The 24913-nt window shown below is 53.1% G+C and carries 27 protein-coding genes; 13 read left to right on the forward strand and 14 right to left on the reverse strand.

Annotated elements, in window-relative coordinates:
- The first annotated feature begins 4 nt into the window (after positions 1-4).
- From ACL2XJ_RS07855 to ACL2XJ_RS07875, 5 genes are all read left to right on the forward strand, one after another.
- Complete coding sequence (locus tag ACL2XJ_RS07855) at positions 5-457, forward strand: PTS sugar transporter subunit IIA (protein ID WP_132924115.1); 453 nt, start codon at positions 5-7, stop codon at positions 455-457.
- 69 nt (positions 458-526) lie between these two features.
- Positions 527-820, forward strand: a complete 294-nt coding sequence (locus tag ACL2XJ_RS07860) for a DNA-binding protein (RefSeq protein WP_253073456.1) — start codon at positions 527-529, stop codon at positions 818-820.
- Between the two features lie 164 nt (positions 821-984).
- On the forward strand, positions 985-2019 hold the full coding sequence (locus ACL2XJ_RS07865) for a HoxN/HupN/NixA family nickel/cobalt transporter (protein WP_413726152.1): 1035 nt from the start codon (positions 985-987) through the stop codon (positions 2017-2019).
- 135 nt (positions 2020-2154) lie between these two features.
- Positions 2155-2868 carry a hypothetical protein gene (locus ACL2XJ_RS07870; protein WP_413726153.1) on the forward strand — a complete coding sequence of 238 codons (714 nt, stop codon included), beginning with the start codon at positions 2155-2157 and terminating at the stop codon, positions 2866-2868.
- A 164-nt stretch (positions 2869-3032) separates the two neighbouring features.
- Positions 3033-3644: a DUF3313 family protein gene (locus ACL2XJ_RS07875; protein ID WP_413726154.1), complete on the forward strand. Its 612-nt coding sequence runs from the start codon at positions 3033-3035 to the stop codon at positions 3642-3644.
- A gap of 64 nt (positions 3645-3708) precedes the next feature.
- Here the strand turns inward: ACL2XJ_RS07875 and ACL2XJ_RS07880 are convergent, their stop codons facing one another.
- Positions 3709-3930 carry a DUF378 domain-containing protein gene (locus ACL2XJ_RS07880; RefSeq protein ID WP_132924110.1) on the reverse strand — a complete coding sequence of 74 codons (222 nt, stop codon included), beginning with the start codon at positions 3928-3930 and terminating at the stop codon, positions 3709-3711.
- Between the two features lie 704 nt (positions 3931-4634).
- Here ACL2XJ_RS07880 and ACL2XJ_RS07885 point away from each other — a divergent pair.
- The 3 genes from ACL2XJ_RS07885 to ACL2XJ_RS07895 all read left to right on the forward strand — a co-directional run bounded on the left by ACL2XJ_RS07885 (position 4635) and on the right by ACL2XJ_RS07895 (position 8028).
- On the forward strand, positions 4635-5993 hold the full coding sequence (locus ACL2XJ_RS07885) for an aspartate aminotransferase family protein (RefSeq protein ID WP_243701601.1): 1359 nt from the start codon (positions 4635-4637) through the stop codon (positions 5991-5993).
- A 170-nt stretch (positions 5994-6163) separates the two neighbouring features.
- Positions 6164-7144: a GNAT family N-acetyltransferase gene (locus ACL2XJ_RS07890; RefSeq protein ID WP_413726155.1), complete on the forward strand. Its 981-nt coding sequence runs from the start codon at positions 6164-6166 to the stop codon at positions 7142-7144.
- On the forward strand, positions 7141-8028 hold the full coding sequence (locus tag ACL2XJ_RS07895; RefSeq protein WP_413726156.1) for a hypothetical protein: 888 nt from the start codon (positions 7141-7143) through the stop codon (positions 8026-8028). Before ACL2XJ_RS07890 ends, ACL2XJ_RS07895 begins: the two co-directional genes overlap by 4 nt.
- Here ACL2XJ_RS07895 and ACL2XJ_RS07900 read toward each other — a convergent pair.
- From ACL2XJ_RS07900 to ACL2XJ_RS07925, 6 genes are all read right to left on the reverse strand, one after another.
- The gene (locus ACL2XJ_RS07900) at positions 8025-9248 is read right to left on the reverse strand and encodes a DegT/DnrJ/EryC1/StrS family aminotransferase (RefSeq protein WP_413726157.1); all 1224 of its coding nucleotides are present in this window, start codon (positions 9246-9248) and stop codon (positions 8025-8027) included. The genes ACL2XJ_RS07895 and ACL2XJ_RS07900 overlap by 4 nt on opposite strands.
- Entirely contained in the window at positions 9245-9622 is a 378-nt protein-coding gene (locus ACL2XJ_RS07905; RefSeq protein WP_413726158.1) for a DMT family transporter, read from the reverse strand. Before ACL2XJ_RS07905 ends, ACL2XJ_RS07900 begins: the two co-directional genes overlap by 4 nt.
- Complete coding sequence (locus ACL2XJ_RS07910) at positions 9619-9975, reverse strand: EamA family transporter (RefSeq protein WP_203524233.1); 357 nt, start codon at positions 9973-9975, stop codon at positions 9619-9621. Before ACL2XJ_RS07910 ends, ACL2XJ_RS07905 begins: the two co-directional genes overlap by 4 nt.
- A 22-nt stretch (positions 9976-9997) precedes the next feature.
- A complete protein-coding gene (locus ACL2XJ_RS07915) occupies positions 9998-10891 on the reverse strand; it encodes an alpha/beta hydrolase (RefSeq protein WP_132924105.1) in 894 nt (297 codons plus the stop codon).
- The gene (locus ACL2XJ_RS07920) at positions 10875-11621 is read right to left on the reverse strand and encodes an MtnX-like HAD-IB family phosphatase (RefSeq protein ID WP_413726159.1); all 747 of its coding nucleotides are present in this window, start codon (positions 11619-11621) and stop codon (positions 10875-10877) included. The genes ACL2XJ_RS07915 and ACL2XJ_RS07920 overlap by 17 nt, the downstream gene beginning before the upstream one ends.
- 242 nt (positions 11622-11863) lie before the next feature.
- The gene (locus tag ACL2XJ_RS07925) at positions 11864-12604 is read right to left on the reverse strand and encodes a MipA/OmpV family protein (RefSeq protein WP_413726160.1); all 741 of its coding nucleotides are present in this window, start codon (positions 12602-12604) and stop codon (positions 11864-11866) included.
- A 300-nt stretch (positions 12605-12904) separates the two neighbouring features.
- On the opposite strand from ACL2XJ_RS07925, the gene cueP reads away from it, so the two are divergent.
- Together cueP and ACL2XJ_RS07935 are read left to right on the forward strand one after the other, a co-directional pair.
- Positions 12905-13468, forward strand: a complete 564-nt coding sequence (gene cueP, locus ACL2XJ_RS07930) for a copper-binding periplasmic metallochaperone CueP (RefSeq protein ID WP_413726161.1) — start codon at positions 12905-12907, stop codon at positions 13466-13468.
- A 190-nt stretch (positions 13469-13658) separates the two neighbouring features.
- Positions 13659-14696, forward strand: coding sequence for an aldo/keto reductase (locus ACL2XJ_RS07935; protein ID WP_413726162.1), 1038 nt, complete (start codon positions 13659-13661; stop codon positions 14694-14696).
- 151 nt (positions 14697-14847) lie between these two features.
- Here ACL2XJ_RS07935 and ACL2XJ_RS07940 read toward each other — a convergent pair whose 3' ends face one another.
- Positions 14848-15249 carry a tautomerase family protein gene (locus ACL2XJ_RS07940; RefSeq protein WP_132924097.1) on the reverse strand — a complete coding sequence of 134 codons (402 nt, stop codon included), beginning with the start codon at positions 15247-15249 and terminating at the stop codon, positions 14848-14850.
- Positions 15250-15850: 601 nt separating this feature from the next.
- Here ACL2XJ_RS07940 and ACL2XJ_RS07945 point away from each other — a divergent pair.
- The 3 genes from ACL2XJ_RS07945 to ACL2XJ_RS07955 all read left to right on the forward strand — a co-directional run bounded on the left by ACL2XJ_RS07945 (position 15851) and on the right by ACL2XJ_RS07955 (position 19110).
- The gene (locus tag ACL2XJ_RS07945) at positions 15851-16981 is read left to right on the forward strand and encodes a porin (RefSeq protein ID WP_413726163.1); all 1131 of its coding nucleotides are present in this window, start codon (positions 15851-15853) and stop codon (positions 16979-16981) included.
- A gap of 216 nt (positions 16982-17197) precedes the next feature.
- Positions 17198-17881: a GntR family transcriptional regulator gene (locus ACL2XJ_RS07950; RefSeq protein WP_413726164.1), complete on the forward strand. Its 684-nt coding sequence runs from the start codon at positions 17198-17200 to the stop codon at positions 17879-17881.
- 146 nt (positions 17882-18027) lie between these two features.
- Positions 18028-19110, forward strand: a complete 1083-nt coding sequence (locus ACL2XJ_RS07955; protein WP_413726165.1) for a YeiH family putative sulfate export transporter — start codon at positions 18028-18030, stop codon at positions 19108-19110.
- Between the two features lie 47 nt (positions 19111-19157).
- Here ACL2XJ_RS07955 and ACL2XJ_RS07960 read toward each other — a convergent pair whose 3' ends face one another.
- The 6 genes from ACL2XJ_RS07960 to ACL2XJ_RS07985 all read right to left on the reverse strand — a co-directional run bounded on the left by ACL2XJ_RS07960 (position 19158) and on the right by ACL2XJ_RS07985 (position 24912).
- Complete coding sequence (locus ACL2XJ_RS07960) at positions 19158-20156, reverse strand: LacI family DNA-binding transcriptional regulator (protein WP_132924093.1); 999 nt, start codon at positions 20154-20156, stop codon at positions 19158-19160.
- 74 nt (positions 20157-20230) lie between these two features.
- Positions 20231-20992: a glutamine amidotransferase gene (locus tag ACL2XJ_RS07965; RefSeq protein WP_132924092.1), complete on the reverse strand. Its 762-nt coding sequence runs from the start codon at positions 20990-20992 to the stop codon at positions 20231-20233.
- Between the two features lie 44 nt (positions 20993-21036).
- Entirely contained in the window at positions 21037-21945 is a 909-nt protein-coding gene (locus tag ACL2XJ_RS07970; protein ID WP_413726166.1) for an ABC transporter substrate-binding protein, read from the reverse strand.
- Between the two features lie 75 nt (positions 21946-22020).
- The gene (gene solA / locus ACL2XJ_RS07975) at positions 22021-23160 is read right to left on the reverse strand and encodes an N-methyl-L-tryptophan oxidase (RefSeq protein ID WP_165934191.1); all 1140 of its coding nucleotides are present in this window, start codon (positions 23158-23160) and stop codon (positions 22021-22023) included.
- Between the two features lie 55 nt (positions 23161-23215).
- Positions 23216-24028 carry an amino acid ABC transporter ATP-binding protein gene (locus ACL2XJ_RS07980; protein WP_413726866.1) on the reverse strand — a complete coding sequence of 271 codons (813 nt, stop codon included), beginning with the start codon at positions 24026-24028 and terminating at the stop codon, positions 23216-23218.
- A 5-nt stretch (positions 24029-24033) separates the two neighbouring features.
- On the reverse strand, positions 24034-24912 hold the full coding sequence (locus ACL2XJ_RS07985; protein WP_203524246.1) for an amino acid ABC transporter permease: 879 nt from the start codon (positions 24910-24912) through the stop codon (positions 24034-24036).
- Position 24913: the final 1 nt, after the last annotated feature.

Raw genomic sequence — 24913 nt, forward strand, 5'->3', positions numbered from 1 at the left:
CGGCATGTTCAGCGTAAATCGTATATTCACTATTAACCGGCCGATAAGCCGTACCGACCTGCTTACCCAGATGGCGAAAAGCCTGCATGAAGATGGTTTCGTCAAGGAAAGCTTCTTGCAGGGGGTGCTGGACAGGGAAGCGGAGTACCCTACCGGAATCGATATGGAAACCCACAGTATCGCCATTCCGCATACCGAATTCGAGCACGTTAATAAAACCGGCTTTGCCGTCGCCATCAATCACGCCGGGGTGGAATTTCACCGCAGCGATGAGCCGGACAGCGTAGTGAAGCCAACGGTGGTGGTATTGATGGCTATCGATCCCAGCTGCGAAAAAGTGGCGGTCATTCAGTCGCTTTTTGCGCTGCTGTCGGATATTGAGCAGGTTAACAAAATCGCTCGAAACTCGCCGCAGGAAAACGCAAAGTTGTTCACTGAAGCCATCAGTACCCGGTAGAATGACCATATGGGACCTCACTCGACCGGATAGCGACGTCAGAGATATGCGATGTTAAGAATAAGCCAAGTGATTGAAATCGCGATGGTCAGTCGCAAGACTATCTATAACGCTATCAACAGTGGGCGGTTGAAATATCAGTTGGTGCAGCTGGATAACCGTCAGGTACGGATGTTTGAAGAAAACGACGTGCTTGACGCCTTTCCCAAAGCCAATCGCGCCTCACTGGAAGTACAGGCACTGCATCAGGAAATAGCGTCACTCAAATTCGCGCTGGCTGAATTGCAAAAAGCCGTTGAGGCCATGGATCCCGCCGCCCAGGTGGAAATGATCTCCCCCAAGCCGAAAAAGAACAGGCCTTGATGAGCTGTTCAAACCCTGTTTTCTGACCGGTACGCCGCCGCGCTGCCTCGGTAAAATTGCCTCGTTCCTATACTTTAGCCATGTAAGATCAAAAAATAATTATTATGAATAGCGTATTTTATGTTATCCATTTTGCTGGGTGACCTTTATCAATAGGCTACATAATGACTAACGTTAAACAAACCGGCGCTAAAAAGAGGGCACTTTCCCTGCTGGCGCTGTTGCTGGCGGCCAATATCATCGCCTGGGCGTGGGCCTTGCTGGTTTTTAAGCATAACGCCGCCCTGATAGGCGCAGCGCTGCTGGCATACAGTTATGGTTTACGCCATGCGGTGGATGCGGACCATATTGCCGCTATAGATAACGTTACACGCAAGCTGATGCAACAGGGCCAGCAACCGGTGTCCGTCGGCGCCTATTTTTCGTTAGGCCATTCCACTATTGTGCTCATTGCCTGCGCCGCCATCGCGGCGACGTCCTTGGCATTTCAGGGACAGATGGGGTGGATACATGACTATGGCGGTATTATCGGCACCCTGGTTTCGGCTTTTTTTCTGCTGACTGTCGCCTTGATAAATTTAGCGATCCTGCGTACCGTTTATAAAACCTTCCAGCGCATCAAAAAAGGTGAGGCTGTCAGCGGTCTGGATATTGATACGCTGGCGGCAACAAACGGTGGCCTGATGACGCGGATATTTCGTTTCGCCTTTAGATTCGTTAATAAAAGCTGGCAAATGTACCTGGTGGGCTTTCTGTTCGGATTGGGATTTGATACCGCCACTGAAGTGGGACTGCTGGGAATATCCGCTGCCGGCGCGACGTCGGGAATGTCCCTCTGGTCGATAATGGTGTTTCCGGTACTGTTCGCCAGCGGCATGGCGCTCATCGACTCGCTGGATAATTTCGTGATGGTGGGCGCGTATGGCTGGGCTTTCACCAAACCGGTACGCAAGCTTTATTACAATATGACCATTACCGCCACCTCGGTCATTATCGCGCTGTTTATCGGCGGCCTGGAAACGCTGGGACTGATTGCCGGCCAGTTTGATTTGCATGGTGGTTTCTGGGATCTCATCGCTTATCTCAACGACAATATGGGCAATGTCGGTTATTGGGTGATCGGGCTCTTTATCTGCTTCTGGATTATTTCGGTCCTAAATTTCCGCTGGAGAAAATACGATAGCCTGGCGGTCCTTTAATAAGTATATGAAAGATTAATGTTTTGCTGTTTAACGAGCGTTTAGCCACAAGCCGATAAAAAATAGCTACTTCCCGAGAAGTATGGTGTTTATTACCCTTCTCCTTTCGGGCGTTAACCAGCAAAGGATTGATCAATGAAAGCGTCTAATCTGAATCTTCCGAAGCCCTCTCTTCATATTACTTCATCCGACAACGCTGTGGCCGCGGAGAAGGGTTCGTTTATCGCCAGACTACGCCGGATCGGACAGACATTAGCGGCACTGGCGTGCCGCTTTTTCTTAACGGGCCGGGATACTTTGCTCCGTATTAAAAATTCGGTACCGGCGATAATGTTGAATACCCTGAACGCCGTTGGCAATTATCTCCCGGATGCTTTTGATAAAACGTCAAGCCGGCCAGTGCTTGCACCGTCCGTGGAGCCGCCCTTGTTTGCTTTGGATAAACGGGACCGGGAGATTGCCGAAAAGATTATTGAGGAATTCGCGATTCCATTGGCATCGGAGTGGGAAAGAAAAAACGGCATGACCGGCAGCATTGAAAAACTCATCTGTCGTATCGGTATAGCTCTGAACCGTCTGGCGACCTCCTCCCGTAATGAACGTTCTGTAAGCCGCGCTAAACGGGAGGCGAAATTTCTCGATGGCCAAAAATTTCCCGGTCTGGCAATGTTGATGTATCTGTATAAGAATCGGGTTGGGGAAGGGTTTTTTGAAAGCCTGTTATTGTCCCAAGCGGGAAATTTCGGCGAACGGTATAAGACGGATAACCAAAGTGCACAGCACCAACAGGCCGTTCACGCTCTGGAAATATTATGGTCGATCATTATCGCTCAGCGCCCGGCTCCTTAGTGTTGGGCTTCTTCAGTGATTCAACGCAGCCCGCATTGATGGCATGAACAAACGCCAATAATGATGATTTATCCGCCGGTTAAAGGATATTTCCAGGGTGTTTAATGAGCATGTATAGTCGATAATGAATCGGTAACCGTGTTGATAAAGCGTGGAGCTTGCAGATGAGTCGATTTTGTACGGATAGGCCCCCGTTTTCCACCTCCGGACTGTGGTTGGGCGTTGCCGTGCTGTTTTTGTCCGCCTGCGGGACTACCATGACCACCAGGCAGAGCGGTTTTCTAACCGATTACCAGCGCCTGTCGCCGGTATCCGCGAAAGGAGAACGTTCGCTTAAGACGCCGGTTGCGTTGAATCCGGCCCGTACCGCTATTACGGCGGTGGAATGGCGCGTTAAAAACGATGGTTTATCGCCGCAGGAACGCACCGCCTTGCTGGCTGCGTTACGGACCGATCTACAGCATCAGCTTGAGCTTTTACCCCAGTCGCCTGATGGCCGGCCCGCCGAGGTGCGTGCCGCCATTACCGATGTTTCTACCGTCTCTCCGTCGTTGAATGTGCTGAGTACCGCCATGTTTGCCGCGCCTCTGGAACGGGGCGGCGCCGCGGTGGAAATAGAGGCTGTGGAAACCGGCAGCCATCGGCAGCTGGCCGCCTTAAGTCTGGGATATTACGCGCCATTGAGCGATTTAAAAGCGCGGTACAGCAAACTGGCGCCGGCGCAGATCGCCCTGGACAAAGCCGCCGACGATTTCGGACCGCTTTTACACCCCTGAGGATTGAACAATGGCGGGAACGAAAATACGCCGGCGCTTGAGAGCACGCCTAGCCGGCTCGCCGTTAATGGCTCTGGTGATGATGCTGAAGTAAGCCGACGCGAGGGATAAACGTTAACGCATATAAGGCGCAAATGCCGACGATGGTATAGACCACGCGCGCCAGGGTGGCTTCTTGTCCGCCAAAAATGGCGCCCACCAGATCAAATCTGAACAACCCCACCAGCAGCCAGTTCAACCCGCCAATAATCAATAATACCAATGCAACCATGCTCAATGCTTTCATACGACCTCCTGCTATAAAAATAAAAGTTAACAACGACAAGTAACGCTAAATAACCTTATTACTCCTTCGTAAAAGAATAAAAAGTTAATGATAAATTCAGTATACATTCAATAATTGTTCACAACTTGATTAACAGGACAGAACATATGTCTTCAAATGCTTGGCAGGGTGAGACAAGTACAAACCAAATACTTATCTTTTTCCTCAGCCTGTTTACCCTTTTTTAATTAATTCGCATAGCATATAGGCGTTCCATGCCATGAGGAAAGAAAGAGACATCATGTGAGGCCCGACACGTTGCCTGTTTCAGAACTGGTTGCGCCATGGAATAGCCGGGTTGAGAAGAAAACCCGTTTCTTTACCGACAGACGGTAGCGGCGGCGAAGGAGCGAAAGCTTGTCATTTCTCGCCAAAATGTAATAAATACTCACAGTTTTAATTTTTTTAAATCCTTAAGGTTAATAAAAGGAGTGTGATGTATCTTATTGTTATTTATTGGTTTTATGCGTATTTTGCTACCCTGCCGGAAATCGTTGAAATGTCATTAGAGAAGCGAATTATAAACGGCACTACAACATGATGTTGGATTCAGCCACTCCGGTTTTATTTGCTCGATATAATAACTTCCACTAAACATAATTAGCCATATTGCCAAGTTAATCCTTGGCCGGAGATGTAATGTTATGACGCTTTCTGAAGCACAGATGTTGGAAGATGAAGCAAAGTACTGTTCATTTGGAGACACAGTCCATTATGTGAATCCGCCTAAGATTTTCCAAAGATGTCAGGGCAGCTATATATTTGATGGACAAGACATACCTTACCTTGATCTGCAAATGTGGTACTCCGCGGTCAACTTTGGCTATGCTAATCCGCGGCTGGACAATGCCTTAAAAAATCAGATCGATGTGCTACCGCAAATCGCCAGCCAATATCTGCATCCGACGAAAATTGAACTCAGTAAAATCATTGCCCAGGACATGGAAAAGAAATTCGGCCTGCCGGGACGTGTCCATTACAATGTAGGCGGTTCACAATCCATCGATGACTCGCTGAAACTGGTGCGTAACTTTTGCAACGGCAAGAGCCGGATGTTCGCCTTTGAAGGCGGCTATCACGGACGGACGCTGGGTGCTTCCGCCATTACTTCCAGCTACCGTTATCGCCGCCGGTTCGGCCACTTCGGCGAAAGAGCGCAGTTTATCCCCTTCCCTTACCCCTTCCGGCGCCAGAAAGGCTTGTCGCCGGAAGAGTATGCGGACAAATTGATCGCTGATTTTGCCCGTCTGTTTGAAAACGAGTATCACGGCGTGTGGGATCCGAAAGTGCGGCAAGCCGAGTTTGCCGCATTTTATATCGAACCCATCCAGGGTACCGGCGGCTATATTATCCCGCCGCGCAACTTCTATAAGGGCTTGAAAAAGGTACTGGACGATCACGGTATTCTGCTGGTGGTGGATGAAATTCAGATGGGCTTTTACCGCACCGGTAAATTGTGGTCCATAGAACACTTTGGTATTACCCCGGACGTGCTGGTATTCGGTAAAGCGCTGACCAACGGCTTGAATCCGCTGGCAGGTATTTGGGCTCGTGAAGAAATGATCAATCCGGTGACCTTCCCGGTAGGTTCTACCCATTCCACTTTTGCTTCTAACCCGCTGGGTACCGCCGTCGGTCTTGAAGTCATGCACATGCTGGCGGAAAAAGATTACGAAACCCAGGTTATGAACAGCGGCGCCTATTTCCTCGAAGGGCTGAAAGCGCTGCAACTCCGCCATCCGGAAATTGGCGATGTGGACGGGCTGGGCCTGGCTCTGCACGCTGAACTTTGCGAAGCCGACGGTTTTACGCCGAACAAAGCGCTGTTGGACAAAATGGTGGACATCGGCCTGTCCGGCACCCTGGATTATAAAGGCCAGAAAATGGGCCTGGTATTGGATGTGGGCGGTTATTACAAGAATGTCATCACTTTCGCGCCGTCGTTGGAAATCAGCAGGTGCGAAATCGATCAGGCTATGGAACTGCTGGATCAATTAATTAGTCGTGCGAAACGCGAACTGTAAGCGTACGTGGTAAAAAGCGCACATCGGTGCGCTTTTTTTTTGAATGTTGATTTCGGACGCGACTTATGACTGGCCATAGTCGCCCGGGGGTTCTTTATGTAAACAATATAGAACCCCAGGCGCTCATCTTGAATTTTCACCGGTATCCACCGGTCGGTTTTAACGTCCGGATGTCAGAAAGTGGACTGCCGTATTTTTCCACCCGGTTTGATTTACTGACCACGATGGATAAAGACGTGCTTATAAAATTGCTTCGCTGGCCCGGATCTGGTTTATGGCGCCGGTGGCTCAGTGTCGATACCAATTTTATCGGCACCACCGTCAATGAATATTCGCCTTTCCCGGCCGATGTTACGCCGCAGGCATTATCCGGATGGATCCAACGCCATTGCGCCGGGGAAAAAAAAATCACCATCATTAAAGATGTACCGCAGAATTCACCGTTGCTGCAAGACCGGGATAATCAGTATTCCCAAGCGTTGATAGCTGAATGTACCGGCCGTGGATTTATAAAGGTGGAGGGGCAGTCGTTAGCCTATGTGCCCATTGATTTTAAGGATGTAAACGACTATTTGTCGCGCTTATCCCATAGCCGTCGGCGCAATATACGCCGTAAGCTGCGCAGCAGGCGGGATTTACGGCTGGAAGTATTGCACACCGGCGATAATCGCTTTCACGATGCGCTTTGGCGGCAACGGCTTTATACACTTTATCAGGCGGTCTATGACCAAAGCGATATTCATTTTGATTTGCTCAGCGCGGATTTTTTTGCCGGGCTGCTGCTGGATGCCGACAGCGGCGGGCGGGTATTCTGCTACTGGATGGGGCAGGAATTAGTGGGATATAATCTGTGCTATCAATGGGATGATAAGCTGATCGATAAATATATTGGTTTAAATTATCCCTTGGCATTAGAGTCTAATCTTTACGTTGTGAGCTGGTTTGCCAATTTGGAATATGCCCTTGAAAACAGATTGCGTTATTATGTGGCGGGCTGGACCGACCCCCAGGTAAAAGCCGATCTCGGCGCCCAATTCACCTTTACCGTTCATCTGGCGTGGGTGCGTAATCCTCTGTTGCGCCGGGTTTTAAACCGGTTTCGGCACTATTTTGAAAGCGATACGCGCTGGCATCAGGATAGACAATCATGACCCAGTCTCGACCGCCGTTGATTCTGAATTTTGATGATTCAGTGACGCTGGAAAATATCGACAGCGCTGTGCACATTCCTTTGCAAGACTGGCAGGAAAGCATCCGTTTCGGCTGCCGCTGGCCGCGGTTCCAACAGCTGGTCGCCGCGCTGGAACCACAGCTTGCCGTTGATTATGGCTGTGTATTCACCGGCAGCGGCGATTACCATCACCTGACGCATCTGTTATTGCAGCGCCAGGTTAAACAGCCGCCGTTCCAGCTCGTGATTTGTGATAACCATCCGGATAATATGCGATATCCTTTCGGTATCCATTGTGGATCTTGGGTATATTGGGCCAGCTTGCTGCCGCAGGTTGAACATATTCATGTTCTGGGTATCGGTTCATCGGATATCGCTCTCGGCCATGCCTGGGAGAATCACTGGCGGCCATTGATGAGAAAAAAACTCTCCTATTGGAATATCAATGTGGACACCGGCTGGCTTAATTGGCTGGGAGCAAAGGACAGCAGTCGTCGTTATAACGATGCCGATGGATTGATGACGGATTTTTTATCGCGCTTTCGCTCCGGCAGCCGGCAATCGGTTTACCTCTCCATCGATAAGGATGTGCTGAGTCCTCAGGTGGTGAATACCAACTGGGATCAGGGATCGTTTCAGGAACGGCATCTGAATGAATTGATTGATGCCTGCCGGGGACGGCTTATAGGTGCTGATATTACCGGGGAAGTGTCGGTTTACCGTTATCTGAGCCGCTTCAAGCGTTGGCTCAGCGCCGCGGACGGACAGCAAGAACCCTCCATTGCCGAGGCGCTGGCCTGGCAGCAACGGCAAAATCAGCTGAACCAGCGGCTGCTTGAGCGGATAAACGGCTGCTGGAATTAACCCAGCGCAGCCCGCAATTGCGCCAGTACCCGGCCGAACATGTCGTCGGAGAGCCATGGGCTGTTAGTGATGGACAGGCCGCGGGTCGCAAGGGCTTGCGCGTTGGGAGACAACAGCTTCGGCTGTAAAAAAGGCGTTACCGCCGGGTAGCCCGCCAGGGTGTGAATAAACAAGCGGGTCACGCCCAATCCCGAGGTCCAAAGGCTCTCCATTGCCGCATCACGCGTTTTATTATCCGGCATCAGCAACAGAATAAACGGCCAGGTGCCCTGCTTGTCCGGCGAATCCGCCACGACGCCGACACCCGGTAATTGCCTTAACAAATCGACCCGACGCAGGGCGCGTTCTCGCCCCTGGCGGAGAAAAGCGGGCAATCGCGCCAGCGCAGCGGCGGCGACCCGCTGCCGGTAACGCCCGAGGGTGTGCAATGGGATTGCCTGCGCTGAAAAATCATCCCCCACCGCCGCCACCCTATCGCCATTAGCCAGGGCGCGTCGCAGCGGTTTACCATAGACATAATAGAGGCCGTGGGGCCGGTAAAACACCGTATATCCCCATAGCTCGGCGATCCGCTTGAGCTCCCAGCCGATGCTGAACGCCAAATCCTGCCGGCATTGCCGCTGCAAGGCCAGGTTCAGCTCGGGATTGCTGCTAAAAAGCACGCCGCCTTCCGCGGTGGTCAATCCTTTCCCCAGGGCCATACTGAAAAAAGCGATGTCGCCTTTGAGGCCTACGCTGCGTCCTTCATCCAGGGCCCCCATCGCCTGGGCGGCATCCTCGATAATCGCGGCCCCGGCCTTCGCCGTTATGGACCGTACGTTGTCCACATCGGCCACCCGGCCGGCAAGGTGCGTTACCACCACCGCCAGCGTTTGTTCATCGCACAGCGACGCCAGCTGCCCGACGTCCAGACTGATGCCGCCAGGCGCAAGATCGCAGGGAACAACGCGCAAAGGCGGACAGAAATGAACGGCCAGCGCCACCAGGGGACAGGTATATGCCGGAACTATCAAGGCGGTCCGTCCGGGCAAGCGCTGCTGCAATACCCGCAGCGCCACGATCAGGGCGGCAGTCCCGGAACAGGTCAGTGCGGGGAGGGGAATTGACAGCTGTTGCGCCAGGCCGGCGGCCAGATTGCCGGATAAAGCCAGAAGATCGCTCCATTGCGCGGGTAGGCCGGCGGTGGGAGGAATTTCCACCAAGGGAGGGAAGCGCGTCACGAATCGGCGGTCTCGCCTTTGGCCAGGCAGAGGATGCCCGATAATATCAGCAGGCCGCCGATGACCTTTACCGGATTGAGCTGATCGTCAAATAGCCAGACGGACACCAGGGTGACGCTGATAATTTCAAGATGCGACGCGGCAAAGGCCGGCCCCACCGGGGCATATTTCAACAGGGTCATCCAGGTAAAAAAAGCGCCGATGTAACCGATAAAGGCGCCATAAATCCACGGATGGCCGAACACGCGAACCAGCCATTGGACATCCATCATCAGCGGCGCGGCGTGCAGCGAGGCGTATTTAAAGCTCACCTGGGCCAGGGTATCAAACAGCATCAGCGCCAGGAAGCCGAACACATAAAAGCGTTTCATCATTCGATACCCACAACCAAAACACCGCAGGCGATAAGCAAAATGCCTATCAGCCGCCATTTGCTCAGGCTTTCCTTGAACCAAATGCGGCCGACTACCATGATGGCTACAATATTGATTGAGCCCAGCATGACCCCAACCGACAATGGCACCAGCGACAAGAAGGCCAGCCACAACAGGAATTCGAATACATAGCTGAAAATACCGACCCAAATCCATTTATGGGACAGCATATGGCGCCAATGGGCCAGGCCGGAATAGGCTGTACCGGACAATGCGGCGGCTTTGAAAGCCAGCTGGCCCAGCGTATCCACCAGCACGTTCATCACCCATAGAAGAATGGTTAATTTGCTCATGACCTGGTCTTGTATCCCTTTGTCATGCGCTCTGCATCGTCGAATTCAGCCCTGCCTGCAGGCCCGGGACGCTAAGCTGGCTGCCGCCGTTACGATCCGTCTGCGGAACGTTTTGCTGAATGAAGGTTATGGAACGGGATACCAGCTCCCGCCGGTCGTTATCAATAGTAATCATATGGTAGCTGTTTTTCAGCAGTACCATCTTCACCGGCCCGCGAACATTATCACGTACCAGCTCGCCGTTGCGGCGATGGGCGATATCGTCATTTTCCGCATGCATAATCAAGCAGGGCGAGGTTATCCGGTGCAGCGAGCGGCGCACGTTCCGCGTCAGGTAAACCAGCTGGCTCAAGGAAGGCCAGGGGTTGCCCGCCAAACCGGCCGCGCCGCTGTCGCCGCTTAACATGCTTTGGGAAATTTTACGGCGCAGCTGCTCGTTGCGTATGCCGTAGGGCGGCTCTTCGTTGAAGATACGGCGGCGGCCGAGATGGAGTATATCCGTCATTATCAGGAACCCCGGCGCCAGTATTCGCGTAATGAGCGGAACCGTCCAGCCGTCGAAGCGGAACGTCGCGCCGTACACCAGCACGCCGCGGGTGCGCTCTGGAAAATCGGATGCATATTTCAGCGCAAGTACCGCCCCCATCGACAGGCCGCCGACATACAGATAATCAACCTGCGAGCGCAGTTTCTCCGCGGCGTCGATAACGCTTTGGTACCAGTCTTTCCAATTGGTGGCGATGAGATCGTCCACATCGCCGCAATGGCCGGCCAGCTGCATGCCGTAGACGGTAAAACCGGCCCGATTGAATTCCCGCCCCACTCCCCGCATTTCGGTGGGCGTACCGGTCAGACCATGGATCAACAGAACGCCGATGTTGCCGCCTTCCAGCATAAAATCATGATGGTTGATCACACATCCCCCGGATTATCAACTGCTCCATGGGCGCCAGATAGGCGCTCTCCCGCTGCTGCAAAAGCCGCTCCAGCTCGGCGGGGGCCTGGGAAAAGTCCTTCATGGCGGTAAAGGGAACGCCCATCCGCCGGCATTCGGCTACCAGGCTGCCTTTGGCGAAGACATGATCGGCGATTTGCGAGACACAGAAATCCGAGCGCCCGTCGCCAATCATCAAAAATTTATCCGGCGCCACGGTTTTTGCTATGCCGCATTTACATACGCCGCTCGCCTTCAGGCAATTGGCGTTATGGTAGGGGAACTCCAGCGCCCAGCGCCGTTCGCTCACCTGCCGCAAACGGTTGGCCATCACCGGTATGCCGCTTATGCCGTGGGTTTGCAAAATATGATTAATCGCGTAGTCCAGTCCGTCGCTGACGATATGCAACGGTATGTTTTGCCGGCGGGCATAAGCGGCGAATTCGGCAAACCACGGATCGATGGCCAGGGTGGAAAGGCATTCGTTCAGCTCAAGGCGGGAGGTATTTAACAGGGCAATTTGCCCTGCCATGCATTCCCGCGAGCCTATCTCGCCGTTTTCCCATCGCTGCTCCAGCGCCTGCCAGCCCGGCATGCCAAACGCATCCAATAAGGTATCGGTGACGTCTTTGAAACTGATGGTTCCGTCGAAGTCGCACAACACCGTCCATGACGGTAATCGCGGGATTGATTGAATGGATCTTGTTGCCATATATACAGCTATTAGCTCTGAAAGGGAGACGGTGATAAAAGAGCTACTCAGCCCCGGGAGCAATGAGGAGCTTGCATTCATTGAATTCAGCGGATGCCGGGTATTTTACCTTAACAATAATAAATAGTTTATAAACGAAGTGATTGGAGAAGTAATATTAGGCTTAATATTACTTTATAGTACTAGTGTGTTGATTTTAAATAATTTTATTTTTATTAAATGACTCTTTTCTAAAAAAAACGCTAGAAATTGTAATTTATCCCCAAAGAGAATGCATAAATTTCATCCCCATCGACCATCGGACTGTCACGAACCGTTGAAGGCAGGAAATTGCCCCTTGCGCTGGCATACGTATCCCACCGCTCGGAGAGCTTATAGTCGGCGGTCAGGGAAACATAAGGCGTAATATTCGCCGAAGGGCGGTATTCGCTCAAGCCGCTGCGGCGGGCCTCCATGGACGATACGCCGTAATAGTAGCGGGTTTGCTGGCCGTTGGCCCCATCCACGCCGAACTCCGGTATGACCGTCAGCATGCCCAATCGCACCTGATTCAGATAGGAGATATTAGCCAGCACACCCTGGCTGTTATTCAGAATATCCCCCGCCAGCTGGACATGCACAGCCCCTATCGGGGTGGTGCGCTGATAGCTTATACCGGACATCACCGTGGACCGGCGATCGTTCAGCCTGCGCATCGCCGTATTGCTCCCCCGGCTGGACTTATACTCCTGATCCTGGAAAAACGCTTTTAATTTCAGCTCATTGGCGTCATCGTTCATAAGATAGCGCCCGGCATCATCCCCTTGGATATACCAGGTATCATCGTCATAGTTGATTACCGGCCAAACCGAATGATCGTCTCTGTCCACCTTATAGGGTGAGGTGGTCAGAAAACCGCCGATACCCAGAGCGATATCCGCCGCCCAACCGTATACGGGGGCCAATAAAACCAAGAAAACTACGATTTGTTTAGGCGTTTTCATCGTTTGGTTATGGTGTGATCCTGATCATAGGTTTTCTTACACAGTGCTGGCGCGATGAATCCGCCAGCGCGTTTCCCGCGGGTCTGTGATTCACTCCGCCAGGGTGTCCAAGGCCTGATGCAAAGAACGGCCCATATTGTCTTTAAGCGTCGGTCAATCAAAAGAAATTTACACTTCTATTCAAATCAGCTTTTGACCCTGCCCTTAGGGGAAGGTGTAAATTCTTTTTTAACACTTTCTTTTGCAAAGAAAGCGGCTTGAATCGGCTGTGCATTCTTTTCATTGCGAGGATATTTGAACATGAAAAATTTATCGGCTTACGCCATAAACACAATAATACTGGGCTCAGCCCTGGCTGCGTTCAGCCAGTTCTCTTATGCTCAAGATCAATCTTTTCTGGCAAAAAATGGTCTGGAAAATAAAACAACGCCACAAATGGTGGAATATATCAATCGCCTGCAGCAGGATCGGCCATTGAATTTTTCCGCCGCCGTCACCAGTACCGAACTTACCGTATCGGATGGTAAAGAAGCGCATTCCTACCCTCTCGGCGATAAGTTTTATCTGTCATTCGCCCCTTATATTACCTACACCCATCCTTGTTATAACCATAACCTGTCATCCTGTACCGGAGAATTAAAAAATACCGCGTTCAAGGTAAAAATCATCGATCAACAGGGTAAGGTCATTGCTAGCAATAACATGACCAGTTATCAAAACGGTTTTATCGGCGTCTGGCTGCCGAGAAATATTACCGGAACCATAAACGTGACCTACAACGGTCTTTCCGCCGTGACTCCTTTCGCCACAGGAAACGATAGCCAAACCTGCCTGACCAGTGTGAAGCTCGAGAAAACAATTTAACGGTCGTTCTGGCGGGCACTTTTAAATTTGAACGCTCGCGTAAGTTATCCGGACGATGAAGTATTAAAGGTTTCCGCCATGCCGGATAACCTGTTGACGTGTACTGCAACACCCTTTCGGGGGAGCCGGATGATTGTTACCGCCGTAGGCGGCATCCGGTTTTCCTGGATGACATCAACAGGAAACCGCTATGCGATATATAAAACTCGGCAATACCGGATTGGATGTTTCACCCATCGCCCTTGGCTGCATGACCTATGGCGAACCGAACCGCGGCCATCCGGTATGGTCACTGGATGAAGACGCCAGCCGCCCTTTGATTAAACAGGCGCTCGAAGCAGGGATCAATTTCTTCGATACCGCCAATATGTACTCCCAAGGTTCCAGCGAGGAGATCCTCGGCCGGGCTTTGCGGGATTACGCCGATCGGGATAACGTGGTTATCGCCACCAAAGTGCGCCATCCCATGCGCCCTGGTCCCAACGGCGCCGGACTGTCGCGTAAGGCGATTTTCACAGAAATCGACCATAGCCTTCGCCGGCTGGGGACCGACTATATCGATCTTTACCAGATTCATCGATTGGACAACGCGACGCCGCTGGAGGAAACCCTTGAAGCGCTAAACGATGTGGTGAAATCCGGTAAGGTGCGTTATCTCGGCGCATCGTCAATGCATGCCTGGCAATTCAGCAAGATATTACATCTGCAGCGCCAGCACGGCTGGGCGCGATTTGTCTCCATGCAGGATCATTACAATCTGCTGGCGCGGGAAGAAGAGCGTGAAATGCTGCCTCTTTGCAAAGATGAGGGCATCGGCATCATTGTCTGGAGCCCGCTGGCCCGCGGTCGCCTTGCCCGTGAGAGTGGCGCCGCCACCGGCCGTTCAGGCAGCGACCCCTTTGCCGATATGCTCTATACCCAGGAAAAAAGCGATGGCGCCATCGTCGATGCCGTTGCGGCCGTTGCCCGTGCACGGGGCGTTTGCCGGGCGCAGATTGCCCTGGCCTGGCTGCGGCGTAACCCGGTGGTGGCGGCTCCGCTGGTGGGCGCCGGCAAGCCCTCCCATATTGCCGATGCGGTGGCGTCGCTGGACATCGTCCTGACCGAGGAAGAAATCGCCGCCTTGGAAACCCCTTACACGCCGCGTGAAGATTTCCAGGGAGTGTCGGACGATGCCCTGTTGGCCCGCATCTCGGCCCGCATCGGCATTAAACCCGCCGGGGCCTGAGGGCGTGATGCCAATGCGTTTATTGCGCATTGGCTTCATTAAACAAGAGCATGTCCTGATTCAGCCGGTCATCTATTTCAACTATGCACCCTAAGACTGTGCCCATCCCGCCCCGGCGGGAAAAGATTCGCCATTTAATATGATCTCAGATTTACCGCGACCCCTCTCCTTGTTCCCACTCGGGGCTATAGCCCCCTAGCGCCGGGTGATACATTTCGTCGCCGGAATGTTGGGTAAACTCGACATTGAGGCGGTCGGCGCGCAGGCCCAAAATTTCGATGCAATGGGCACAGAGCGCTTTTGCCACTTCCATTCGCAGTTCAGGAGTTCTGCCTTTTCTAATATCCAGCATCATTACGGAAACCGGAGTCGGCTCGCCCCCGATATCCGGTACCCGCCATACCCCGCCTTCGCCCAGTTCACGAATGGCAACGCTGATGCGGCGAATATCCACCGACATCATTTGGGCATAGGTTTCGCTGATTTTCGCCGCAAGACGTTTTTTGTCCGCCACCGGGTAATGACCGTTTACGTCAAGTTGAAGATAAGGCATGTTCCACCTCCGGATGAGGGCCCTCATGACACGAAAGCAAAGCCGTTGCCAGGGTCGCGCCAAGGGCGTTAGGGAAAAGATACATGCATATGCCAGTATTGGTCAATCATCTTCAAAAAGCATGTGTTTAAGGCCGATATAAAACGGTGGCATACTCCGCCATCCCTGGCGGCTATGGTTTTATCTCAGATTAATCTGTGATCTTGCCAACAAAATCTTCTTATCAGTCTTGTATGGTAGATGGACAAGTGCGTATATTTGCGCTGCCTCATTAATCATTAGCATCAATCATTAATTAATCATCATTAAGCGATGTACTTATGTCATTTTTGGCAATGTCATGAAATTCGCAGCTTTCCCATAAAAAGATGAGGGAAATTTTATGAAAATGTAAAAAGAAAAGCTAACGATAACATAATTACAACCTAAAAATTTTTATAGGTAAAAGCGATGACTTTCGTTGAGATAGTCGTGCTTTAAGCCTAAGCGATTATATGGTTTGGACAGGGTTGGCCCGGATATTCAGGCACTGGCATGCTTGGTAAGGTCATTATAAAGCAATGCTATTTAAAATTTCTTTCACACGGAACGATTATTAAAAATGAAAAAATCCATATTAGGGATTTCTATTGGCCTGGTGTTGAGTGGTTTTTCTTTTATCTCGAATGCAGAAATTACCTTGCTAAAGCAAGATCCACAGCCTTATGACTTATTGAGCCGTCTCACCTTCCAGGTGGGGGGAAGCATCCGTCCGCAAATGAACCAGGTAACCGGTCAAAGATCCTATAAGGATAATGGTTTTGACGGCGGGACTCGTTTTCGTTTTTCTTCTGATTATTATTTGTTCGATGACGTCAGCTGGATCAATTATTACGAATTGGGTGTGAATATCCCCGCGGTCCTGGATTGGGATAACCATCATGCCGATGGAGCAAATAATACTATCCGCCGCCAGCTTTATACCGGTTTCAAAAGCAAAACCTTCGGCCAGTTAACCTTCGGCCAGCAGCTTAGCGTTTATTATGATGTGGTTGGGGCTAAAACCGACGTATGGGATGATGATATGCTCGCCCAGGCGCCGGGCAACGGCGTCAACGGCGACTATGACGGTTCTTACCGTTCTCGCAAGCAGTTGAAATACAAAGTCAGCGCCGGCAACGCCGATCTGTATGCCGCCTATTTGTTTTCTGATGAAGACTATTTGACTCCGGATAATTTCCACTACAAACGTAAAGGCGGCGGTTCGTTAGGCATCAACTATCATTTAACGCCCACACTGAGTTGGGGATTGGCATACAACTACACCAGCGCGGAAATTAAAGATCCGGTCAGCCACAAGTCTAATGATTATAATCAAAGCATTACCGGTACCGGCTTAAGCTGGACGCCCGGTCATTGGATGCTGTCCGCCACCGGTGGCTTATATCAAAACTTCTTAACCACCAAAATCAAAAATACCAATGATTACTTTGCCGGTAATGCTTATGGTATTGAATATTTTGCCGGCTACACCTTCCCAATTGATAGCTACGCGGTTAAAACAATAAAACCTTATGTTATGGGTGACCGTCTGGAATATATAGATGATCGCAATTATGAAAAACGAGATAATGGCGTAGGTATCTCGTTCCAATTGAAATATGGCTTCCGTGTTGACTATGAACACGTCATTACCAACGCCACTGGTCAGGATTATGGTACAAATATCATCCGTGCATGGTACGATTTCTGATACCGCCGCAATGAGATTGCTTATATTATCGTGAAAATAGCAAAGATAACCAAACGGGCCGGGTGCGCCGCGAACCTCCGCATGGCGTGCCCACCGTTTCGTTATCTTGCTGAGGAGAGCGTTCAATCTGGTTAGCGCCGATAAGGCAATTGTCATACCGTCAATATACATAGTAGGATGACTCTTCATGTATCGAAATAAGCCATCCAGACCGTCATGCCAAAAGCATTTGATTTCAACAACCATGAACTAATTAATCTGCAAGTTTACCGTTTTTTACGTAATGAAATAATCTCGTGCTCTATTGCTCCCGGCAGTGTGTTATCGGAAAAAGAGATTTCACTCTATATAGGCGTGTCGCGTCAGCTGATCAGAGAGGCCTTTATCAAACTGGCTGAAGCCGGTCTGGTCCAAATCCTTCCTCAGCGCGGTACGTTTGTGCGGCGTATTTCCGCTAAGCGCGTCGCCGAAGCGCGTTATATACGGCAGGTCATAGAGTGTGCCGTGGTGCGGCGCGCCTGTGCATGTATTACCGACGAACAGGTGCTGTCGCTGGAACATAATCTTCGCCGTCAGGCGCTGGCGGCGGACAATGATAAGTTCAGGGAATTTTTTGACCTTGACGATAGTTACCATCAGGCGCTGGCCGATATCGCCGAATGCCAACTCGCCTGGAAGACCATAGAATCCATCAAGTCCACCATGGACCGGGTGCGGTATCTGAGTCTGAGCGTTGTCTCGCCGCCCCGGGACCTTATCGCGGAGCATTATCGCATTTTCGACGGTCTGAAAAAACGGGATGCCGATGCCGCGGAGCAGGCGCTCCGGCGCCATCTTGGGCACATGATTCTATCCATTGATCCTATTGCCGCACAACATCCTGACTGGTTTGAAGGATAACGGTCGAAGTGACCAGCTGACATTCTCCTTACCCATGTCCCCCTCTTTACCACTTATACTGGTAGGTTATAAGTATATAATGAATTTATCTTTTGAATGGTCCGCTGATAATCTAAGGCCCGGTCACTACTGGAGCAGGAGGTTTCATGTCCGTTCACTTATTGCATTCATTACCCAAACGTTTTCTTTTACCTCGTGAACCTCTGGGTCTGCTACCGGGGCTGATCTTAGCCGGCGTACTGACGGCGGCGGCCATCTGGACCGGCAATATTCCCTTGATCACGCATTTGGGCCTGGGTGCGCTGACGCTGGCGATTATTTTTGGCATTATCGCCGGTAACACGATTTATCCCTGGCTACAGCCGGCAAGCCATAGCGGCGTGCTTTTCGCCAAGCAGCGGCTGCTGCGTATCGGCATCATTCTGTATGGCTTTCGGTTAACCTTTCAGCAAATCGCCGATGTGGGCGCCACCGGTGTCGTCATTGATCTTTTAACCCTGAGCAGTACCTTTTTGCTGGCCTGCTGGCTGGGCCGAAAGGTGTTTGGCATGGATAGCCAGACCGTTATGCTTATCGGGGCTGGCAGCAGTATCTGCGGCGCGGCGGCGGTAATGGCCACCGAACCGGTACTAAAGGCCGAAGCCAGTAAAGTCACGGTCGCCGTGGCCACGGTGGTGGTGTTCGGTACCTTGGCCATTTTTGTTTACCCCTGGCTGTACCGCCTCAACCTACACTATCATTGGCTGTCGTTCAGCGAGCTCTCTTTCGGTATTTACGCCGGTTCCACCATTCATGAAGTGGCGCAAGTGGTCGCCGCCGCCCATTCCATCAGCCCCGAGGCGGAAAATGCCGCCGTGATTACCAAAATGATTCGCGTAATGATGCTGGCGCCCTTTTTAGTACTGGTTTCCGGCTACCTCAGCCGCCGTCACCACGGCATTACCGACACCGCTGGAAAATCGGCCATTACCATTCCCTGGTTCGCGGTGGTCTTTATTCTCGTGGCGGCATTCAATTCCTTTCACCTGCTGCCGGCGGCGCTGGTGAATCAACTCATTACCCTGGATACGGCCATGCTGGCCATGGCCATGGCGGCGCTGGGCCTGACAACCCATGCCGGCGCTATTCGGCAGGCGGGACTAAAACCTATCCTGCTCGCCACCCTGCTGTTTATCTGGCTGATTATCGGCGGCGGGGCAATTAATCAGCTGGTACGGCACCTGATTTAATTGCGTTTGACAGACAAGCCCAGCTTCCTTTCGGCCAAGCTCTGAGTCTACAGCTTCCAGCTCAGACCGCCCAGCTTGGGGGCGAATTCAAACAGCTCGGCGGCGGCATCGGACTGCTGCTGCTGAAAGATAATCCGTTCTCCGGCCAGGCGCCCCATTTCATGAGGATTTTGGTCGATGGAGGCGATGCGTTTACCCGCCAGCAGCGGAATTTCATTCAGGTCAAAGCCCACAAAACCGATATTATCCCGGGACAGGGCGGCCCAGTCGTCCAACGCTTTAATAACGCCGATGGTCATCAGGTTGTTGGTGACAAAAACGGAGTCAAAGACGATGCCCTCTTCCAGCAGCTGGCGAATCGCCGTATAGCCGCCTTCGATTCGATTATTGCCGTATTTGACCTTGGCGATATCCAGCAGGCCGGTTTTATTCACCGTGGCGGCGAACCCTTCCAGGCGTTTTTCGCTGGTAGGGTTCGGCGAACCGGCGATACAGACGGTTTTCCGGTAGCCGGCGGAGGTGAGGTAATTGGCCGCCAGCGCCCCGCCGGCGAAGTTATCCGTCAGCACCGTATCGTAGCGATTGTCCGGCAGGGAGCGGTCGACAATCACCACTGGAATACCGGCCTCGGTGAGTCCCGAGAGATCGGTGGCGTCCGAGGCCGGGGCGATCACCACGCCGCCCACCCGTTCGGCGATGGCGACATCCAGATAATGCCGCTCTTTTTGCGGATCGTCATCGGAACTGCCGACAAACACGCAGGTATTGCGCGGCAGGCAAATCTGTTCCAGCCCGCGGGCTAAACGGGTAAAAAAGGAGTTTTCGAAGTCCGGGACAATCAGTGCCCACAGATGCGACGTGGTCAGCCGCAGGCGCTGGGCCGTACGGTTCGGCCGAAAGCCAAGAATGGCAACGGACGCCAGTACGCGTTTAGCCAAATCCTCACGCACTTTTTGACCGTTCGTCACCCGCGAAACCGTTGCCACGGAGACATGGGCGTGTCGGGCTACGTCGTAGATAGTTACAGCTCGATGATCAATAGTCATTAGTGGTTTTATTCATCGCGTGCGGGGCCCGGCATAAAAAGCCGGGCCGGCCAGACTGCATTAAATCGGCGTTGTTATATTTCGCGCGCGGCCCATTTCACCATGCGCTCCCACATCAATCCGTAATTTTCCCACTCGTGAAGATTACCACACCAGTGATAGACAGGATCGGTGGTATAGGTGACGGAGCGGCCTTTACCGGGTTCCGCGACGGCCATAAACACATCGCCGCGCGTTTCCATCAAAAGCGTCGAGTCGGATTTCAAAAACACCCGATTATAACCGAGAATGATGCGATCTTTATCAAAAGTAACGCCCTTTAAGATGGGATGCTCAGGCACCAGGACATCCAGCTTGGCGCCGTCGGGCACTTCGATGCGGTCATCGATACCGCGTTCGCAGGTGACCGGCAATACAGCCTCTATCGGCGTGCCTCCCCATAATCCCTTACCCTCGATACCGGAATAGGTGGTATATCCGCCGGCCATGATCAGTCCGCCGCCGTTTTCCACCCATTTGCGGAAATTACCGATGCGGTCCGGCCCCATAGGGACTATACGCTCGCGGTTGCCGGGTAGCAGCGCGAAATTATTGTAACCGGTATCGCTGAGAATAATGACGTCCCACTGGGAGAAATCCTCTTCCGTCATGGGAAATTCCGCGCGGATACGGTCGGCGGACATATGGGTCAGCGCAATACCGGGACGGGGCGAGAGCGCATCGCGCAATACCTTGGCGGAATCGCGATAGTAATTAAGAATAAAAGTATCAATGCCTTTGGCGGATATTAACGTTTCCGTTTGGGTATCGCCGCAATATAAAACACGAATGGACATTTTTCTCTCCTGTATAGGGAATTAGCGTTAAGCGTCGGTAAATATCAGCCCCCTGGCTGATTGAAGCGAAGGCCGTCATTGACGGTGAATTTTTCCAGTCCGTTGGGCTGCATGCCCCACGCGCTGAGGATTTTTTGATAGCTGCCGTCTTTTTGCATCTCGCCCAGCGCGGCCTGTACGGCATCGCGCATGGCGGTATCGGCGCGGCGGAACGGCATGGCGTTATAGCCGGTGCCGTACTGCTCAAACGCCAGCACTTCCAGACCGGCGGCGTCAGGGGAGGTTTTGATCACGTAAGCGGCCACGCCGTATTGATACATGGTGGCATCCGCCCGGCGGGTACGAACCTGTAGCAAGGCCTGGTTGATATCCTGGAAAACCTGAATGTCGATTTTGGCGTCGCACTTTTTATTTTGTGCCTCCACCAATCCCTGCATAACGCTGCCTTGCAGCAGGGCAACGTGTTTACCGCACAAATCGCCGATTTTCTTGATGCCGGAGGGATTGCCTTTGGCCACCACGATGGCGTTGCCGTCGGTGGAATAATCAACAAAATCCACCTCTTTTTCCCGCGCAGGCGTATCCCCCATGGCGCTGAGGGCTGTATCAATCCTGCCCGCTTTTATCGCCGCCAGGATGCCGGGGAATTTCAGCGTCTGCCATTTGGCGTGCAGTCCCAGTTTGGCGGCGATGGCGTTGCCTAAATCGATATCCAGGCCCACCAGGGTCAGCCCGTCCTCGCGATAATAGGAGTAGGGCGGCGTGCCGGGATCGGTGCCGATGGTAAAGGTCCCGCCGGCATGGGGCACTTTGCCGGCCAGATCGGGTGAGGCGTTGACGCTTAACGGCTCTCCTTTGGGACCGATGCTCAACTCCGCGGCGTAAGCGGCGTGAGCGCACCAGAATGTCGCGACGACCAGCGTTGTCCGCCAGGTATTGACGAATAAGCTCATGGTGTAAACCTCTTATGGACCGCATGCCGCGGTGGATTAGCCGGCCATCCCCGGCCGGTTGTTGAGAAAACGGATTCAGCCGGCCCGGCGGGCTGCGCATCCTAGTGAAAAATGCTCATTGATATAGGGGTCGCCGTCGCGTTCGATAAGGTCGGCCACCGCCACCCCGACGGCGGGTGACATTTTGTAGCCGTGCCCAGAGAAACCTGTGGCGATAACGATGCGTTTGGTTTCCGGGTGGTAATCGATTACCGGGCGATCGTCGCCGGTAAAACCGTCCAGATAAACGCCGCTGCGCACCGGTTGATGATCTACCCCCTCCAGCAGGGTGCCTGCAACGCGCCGCATAATGGCGGTGTCGGCGTAAGAGACCGTTCTGTCCACCGCAGAGGGATCAATATCGCTGAGATAATTCACCGGCGGCATGATTTTAATGGTCCAGCCATCCATGCACGGAAAACCTGAGTAATCGATTTCTGACGTGCGCCTGATACAGACCGGAAAGCGGGACGGCAGATAAGCCTGCTTATCATCGATACCAAACCAGGTCCCTACCAGACGGCGGGCGATGAAATGAGGAGAAGGAACGTCAATCATGCGCGTTCCCCAGGCGCCGCTGGTGACCACCACGCGGTCAAAGCGCCGGGTATTGCCGTCACAGGTGACATCGACCCCGTCGGCATGGGGATGAATACGGGTTACCTCGCAGCCTTGATGCAGCGTCGCCCCGGCCGCCAGCGCGGCCTTTACCGCGGCTCTTACTCCCAGCTCAGGCCGCAGCAGGCCGCCGTCGAGATCAAGCAGGGCAAATTCGCCGCCGCTTAAACGGTGCTGGGGAAAACGGGCGCGCAGCGCCTGCTCGTCCAGCACTTCATGGCGCACATTATGTTCCCGCGCCCCTTCCAAGGTGCCGGTGAGCCACTCCGCACCCTTTTCACCGATGTACAGGCAGCCGATGGGGAAATGGAATTGGCGTTCGGAGGTGGACTGAAGCTCGCGCCACAGCGCCAGGGAGCGTTTCAGTAAGGGAATATATTCCGCGCCTTCCTTGTAGGCGAGGCGGAATATCCGCGATTCAGCGCCGTGGGCGCTGGTATCATGGGGTACGCCCATGCGATCGAAGCCGGTAACCTGATACCCGCGTTGAGCCAACTGCCAGAGCGACATGCTGCCCATGGCGCCGACGCCGACGACCGCGACTGTTTGCGATGACATGATGAATCTCCTGTAAAAAAGAACTGTGGTGACGTATAGGATGACGCAAGCCGCGCTATTTGATTTTTGACAGGAACGCCCGCGTTCGCGTATGCGTCGGCGTGTTGATCACCTGGGCGCTGGGGCCTTCTTCCACAATGCATCCGCGATCCATAAACACCACCCGATGGCTCACCTCGCGCGCAAACCCCATTTCATGCGTTACCACCACCATGGTCATTCCCTGCCGGGCAAGCAGGGTCATCACCGACAGCACCTCATGCACCAGTTCCGGATCCAGCGCGGAGGTCGGCTCGTCAAACAACAAAACCTTGGGTTTCATCGCCACCGCGCGGGCAATGGCGACCCGCTGCTGCTGTCCCCCCGACATCTGCGTCGGCCGCCGGTGGGCATAGCTGTCCATGCCCACCGATGCCAGCACCGCCATGGCATTTTCCCGCGCCTGAGCCTTTGGGATATGCAGCACGTGGCGCAGCGCCAGGGCAACGTTTTCCAGCGCGCTAAGGTGAGGGAAAAGATTGAATCGCTGAAAGACCATGCTCATGGCCGCCCGTTGACGCGCGAAGTCCGGTGCCGGCAGCTCCCACAGCACTCCATTTGTTTCCCGGCAGCCGAAACGTTCGCCATCCAGCCATACGCCGCCGCTGTCCGGCATCTCCAAAAAATTCAGGCAGCGTAAAAACGTGCTTTTGCCCGACCCGGACGGACCGATGATGCATACCACTTCGCCGCGCTCCACATCCAATGAGACATTGGTGAGCACTTGGTTGGCGCCGAAGCTTTTGCAGATATCGCGCGCGCAGAGCATGGGGCGATGCCAGGACACGGGCCGCAGTATCGGATTATCTTGTGGCAGCATGGCGGTCATCATGGTTAAACCCCCGTCTCGGAGAGCAAATTACGTGTGTTTTTGCCGTCAAGGTGGCGCTCGAGCCAGTACTGCAGGCCCGAGGCTACCGTGGTGAGAATCAGATACCAGATGGAGGCCACCACCAGCAGCTCGATAACATGAAAATTCCGCGCATATATATCTTCGGATTTGGTTAACAGCTCCTGCGCCCCGATGACTGAGACCAGAGAGGTGTTTTTCAACATGCCGATGATTTGATTGGCGGTAGGCGGGGTGATTATTTTCAACGCCTGGGGAAAGACGATAAGGGTCATGACCTTGGTTCTGCTCAGGCCGATGCTGTGAGCCGCTTCGGTCTGCCCGCTGTCCACGGCGTTCAGGCCGGCCCGCACGATCTCCGCCATATAGGCGCCTTCATTCAGCCCCAGCCCCAATACCGCGGCGACAAAGGGGGTTATCAGCACATTCACCGATATCTGCCAGTCGCCGGTGCCGATAACCGGAAATACCAGGGCGATATTGAACCAGAAAATAAGCTGCACCAGTAACGGCGTGCCGCGAAACAGCCAGATATAGAGCATTGCGGCGGCGTTTACGATGGGATAGCGGGAGAGGGACATCACGGCCAGCAGGGTACCGAGAATAATGCCCGATAGCATGGAGAGTACCGTGAGTTGCAGCGTCATGACCAGCCCGTCAAGGATGGCCCGATGGAAGAAAAAGCTGGCCATGACCGACCAGTCAATCGCTCCGCTGATGGCAATGCGTACGATGAGCAACACCAGGAGAACGCTAACCAGCGCGGTAATCAGCAGGCGTTTGCTTCGGCCTGGAATCCTGGGCTTGCCCGAAAGATAGGGCTCGGGTTTTCCCGCATACTGGGATAGGGGTTTTGCAGTCACT

It is taken from the genome of Sodalis sp. RH16 (assembly GCF_047324245.1).
Classification (GTDB): Bacteria; Pseudomonadota; Gammaproteobacteria; order Enterobacterales; family Enterobacteriaceae; genus Acerihabitans; species Acerihabitans ligni.

Bases quoted from the DNA above. Each gene is read 5' to 3' on its own strand.
- ACL2XJ_RS07855 (WP_132924115.1), top strand. From the start codon at position 5: ATGTTCAGCGTAAATCGTATATTCACTATTAACCGGCCGATAAGCCGT.
- ACL2XJ_RS07865 (WP_413726152.1), top strand. From the start codon at position 985: ATGACTAACGTTAAACAAACCGGCGCTAAAAAGAGGGCACTTTCCCTG.
- ACL2XJ_RS07870 (WP_413726153.1), top strand. From the start codon at position 2,155: ATGAAAGCGTCTAATCTGAATCTTCCGAAGCCCTCTCTTCATATTACT.
- ACL2XJ_RS07875 (WP_413726154.1), top strand. From the start codon at position 3,033: ATGAGTCGATTTTGTACGGATAGGCCCCCGTTTTCCACCTCCGGACTG.
- ACL2XJ_RS07880 (WP_132924110.1), bottom strand. From the start codon at position 3,930: ATGAAAGCATTGAGCATGGTTGCATTGGTATTATTGATTATTGGCGGG.
- ACL2XJ_RS07885 (WP_243701601.1), top strand. From the start codon at position 4,635: ATGTTGGAAGATGAAGCAAAGTACTGTTCATTTGGAGACACAGTCCAT.
- ACL2XJ_RS07890 (WP_413726155.1), top strand. From the start codon at position 6,164: ATGTCAGAAAGTGGACTGCCGTATTTTTCCACCCGGTTTGATTTACTG.
- ACL2XJ_RS07895 (WP_413726156.1), top strand. From the start codon at position 7,141: ATGACCCAGTCTCGACCGCCGTTGATTCTGAATTTTGATGATTCAGTG.
- ACL2XJ_RS07905 (WP_413726158.1), bottom strand. From the start codon at position 9,622: ATGATGAAACGCTTTTATGTGTTCGGCTTCCTGGCGCTGATGCTGTTT.
- ACL2XJ_RS07910 (WP_203524233.1), bottom strand. From the start codon at position 9,975: ATGAGCAAATTAACCATTCTTCTATGGGTGATGAACGTGCTGGTGGAT.
- ACL2XJ_RS07920 (WP_413726159.1), bottom strand. From the start codon at position 11,621: ATGGCAACAAGATCCATTCAATCAATCCCGCGATTACCGTCATGGACG.
- ACL2XJ_RS07925 (WP_413726160.1), bottom strand. From the start codon at position 12,604: ATGAAAACGCCTAAACAAATCGTAGTTTTCTTGGTTTTATTGGCCCCC.
- cueP (WP_413726161.1), top strand. From the start codon at position 12,905: ATGAAAAATTTATCGGCTTACGCCATAAACACAATAATACTGGGCTCA.
- ACL2XJ_RS07935 (WP_413726162.1), top strand. From the start codon at position 13,659: ATGCGATATATAAAACTCGGCAATACCGGATTGGATGTTTCACCCATC.
- ACL2XJ_RS07940 (WP_132924097.1), bottom strand. From the start codon at position 15,249: ATGCCTTATCTTCAACTTGACGTAAACGGTCATTACCCGGTGGCGGAC.
- ACL2XJ_RS07945 (WP_413726163.1), top strand. From the start codon at position 15,851: ATGAAAAAATCCATATTAGGGATTTCTATTGGCCTGGTGTTGAGTGGT.
- ACL2XJ_RS07950 (WP_413726164.1), top strand. From the start codon at position 17,198: ATGCCAAAAGCATTTGATTTCAACAACCATGAACTAATTAATCTGCAA.
- ACL2XJ_RS07955 (WP_413726165.1), top strand. From the start codon at position 18,028: ATGTCCGTTCACTTATTGCATTCATTACCCAAACGTTTTCTTTTACCT.
- ACL2XJ_RS07960 (WP_132924093.1), bottom strand. From the start codon at position 20,156: ATGACTATTGATCATCGAGCTGTAACTATCTACGACGTAGCCCGACAC.
- ACL2XJ_RS07965 (WP_132924092.1), bottom strand. From the start codon at position 20,992: ATGTCCATTCGTGTTTTATATTGCGGCGATACCCAAACGGAAACGTTA.
- ACL2XJ_RS07970 (WP_413726166.1), bottom strand. From the start codon at position 21,945: ATGAGCTTATTCGTCAATACCTGGCGGACAACGCTGGTCGTCGCGACA.
- solA (WP_165934191.1), bottom strand. From the start codon at position 23,160: ATGTCATCGCAAACAGTCGCGGTCGTCGGCGTCGGCGCCATGGGCAGC.
- ACL2XJ_RS07980 (WP_413726866.1), bottom strand. From the start codon at position 24,028: ATGACCGCCATGCTGCCACAAGATAATCCGATACTGCGGCCCGTGTCC.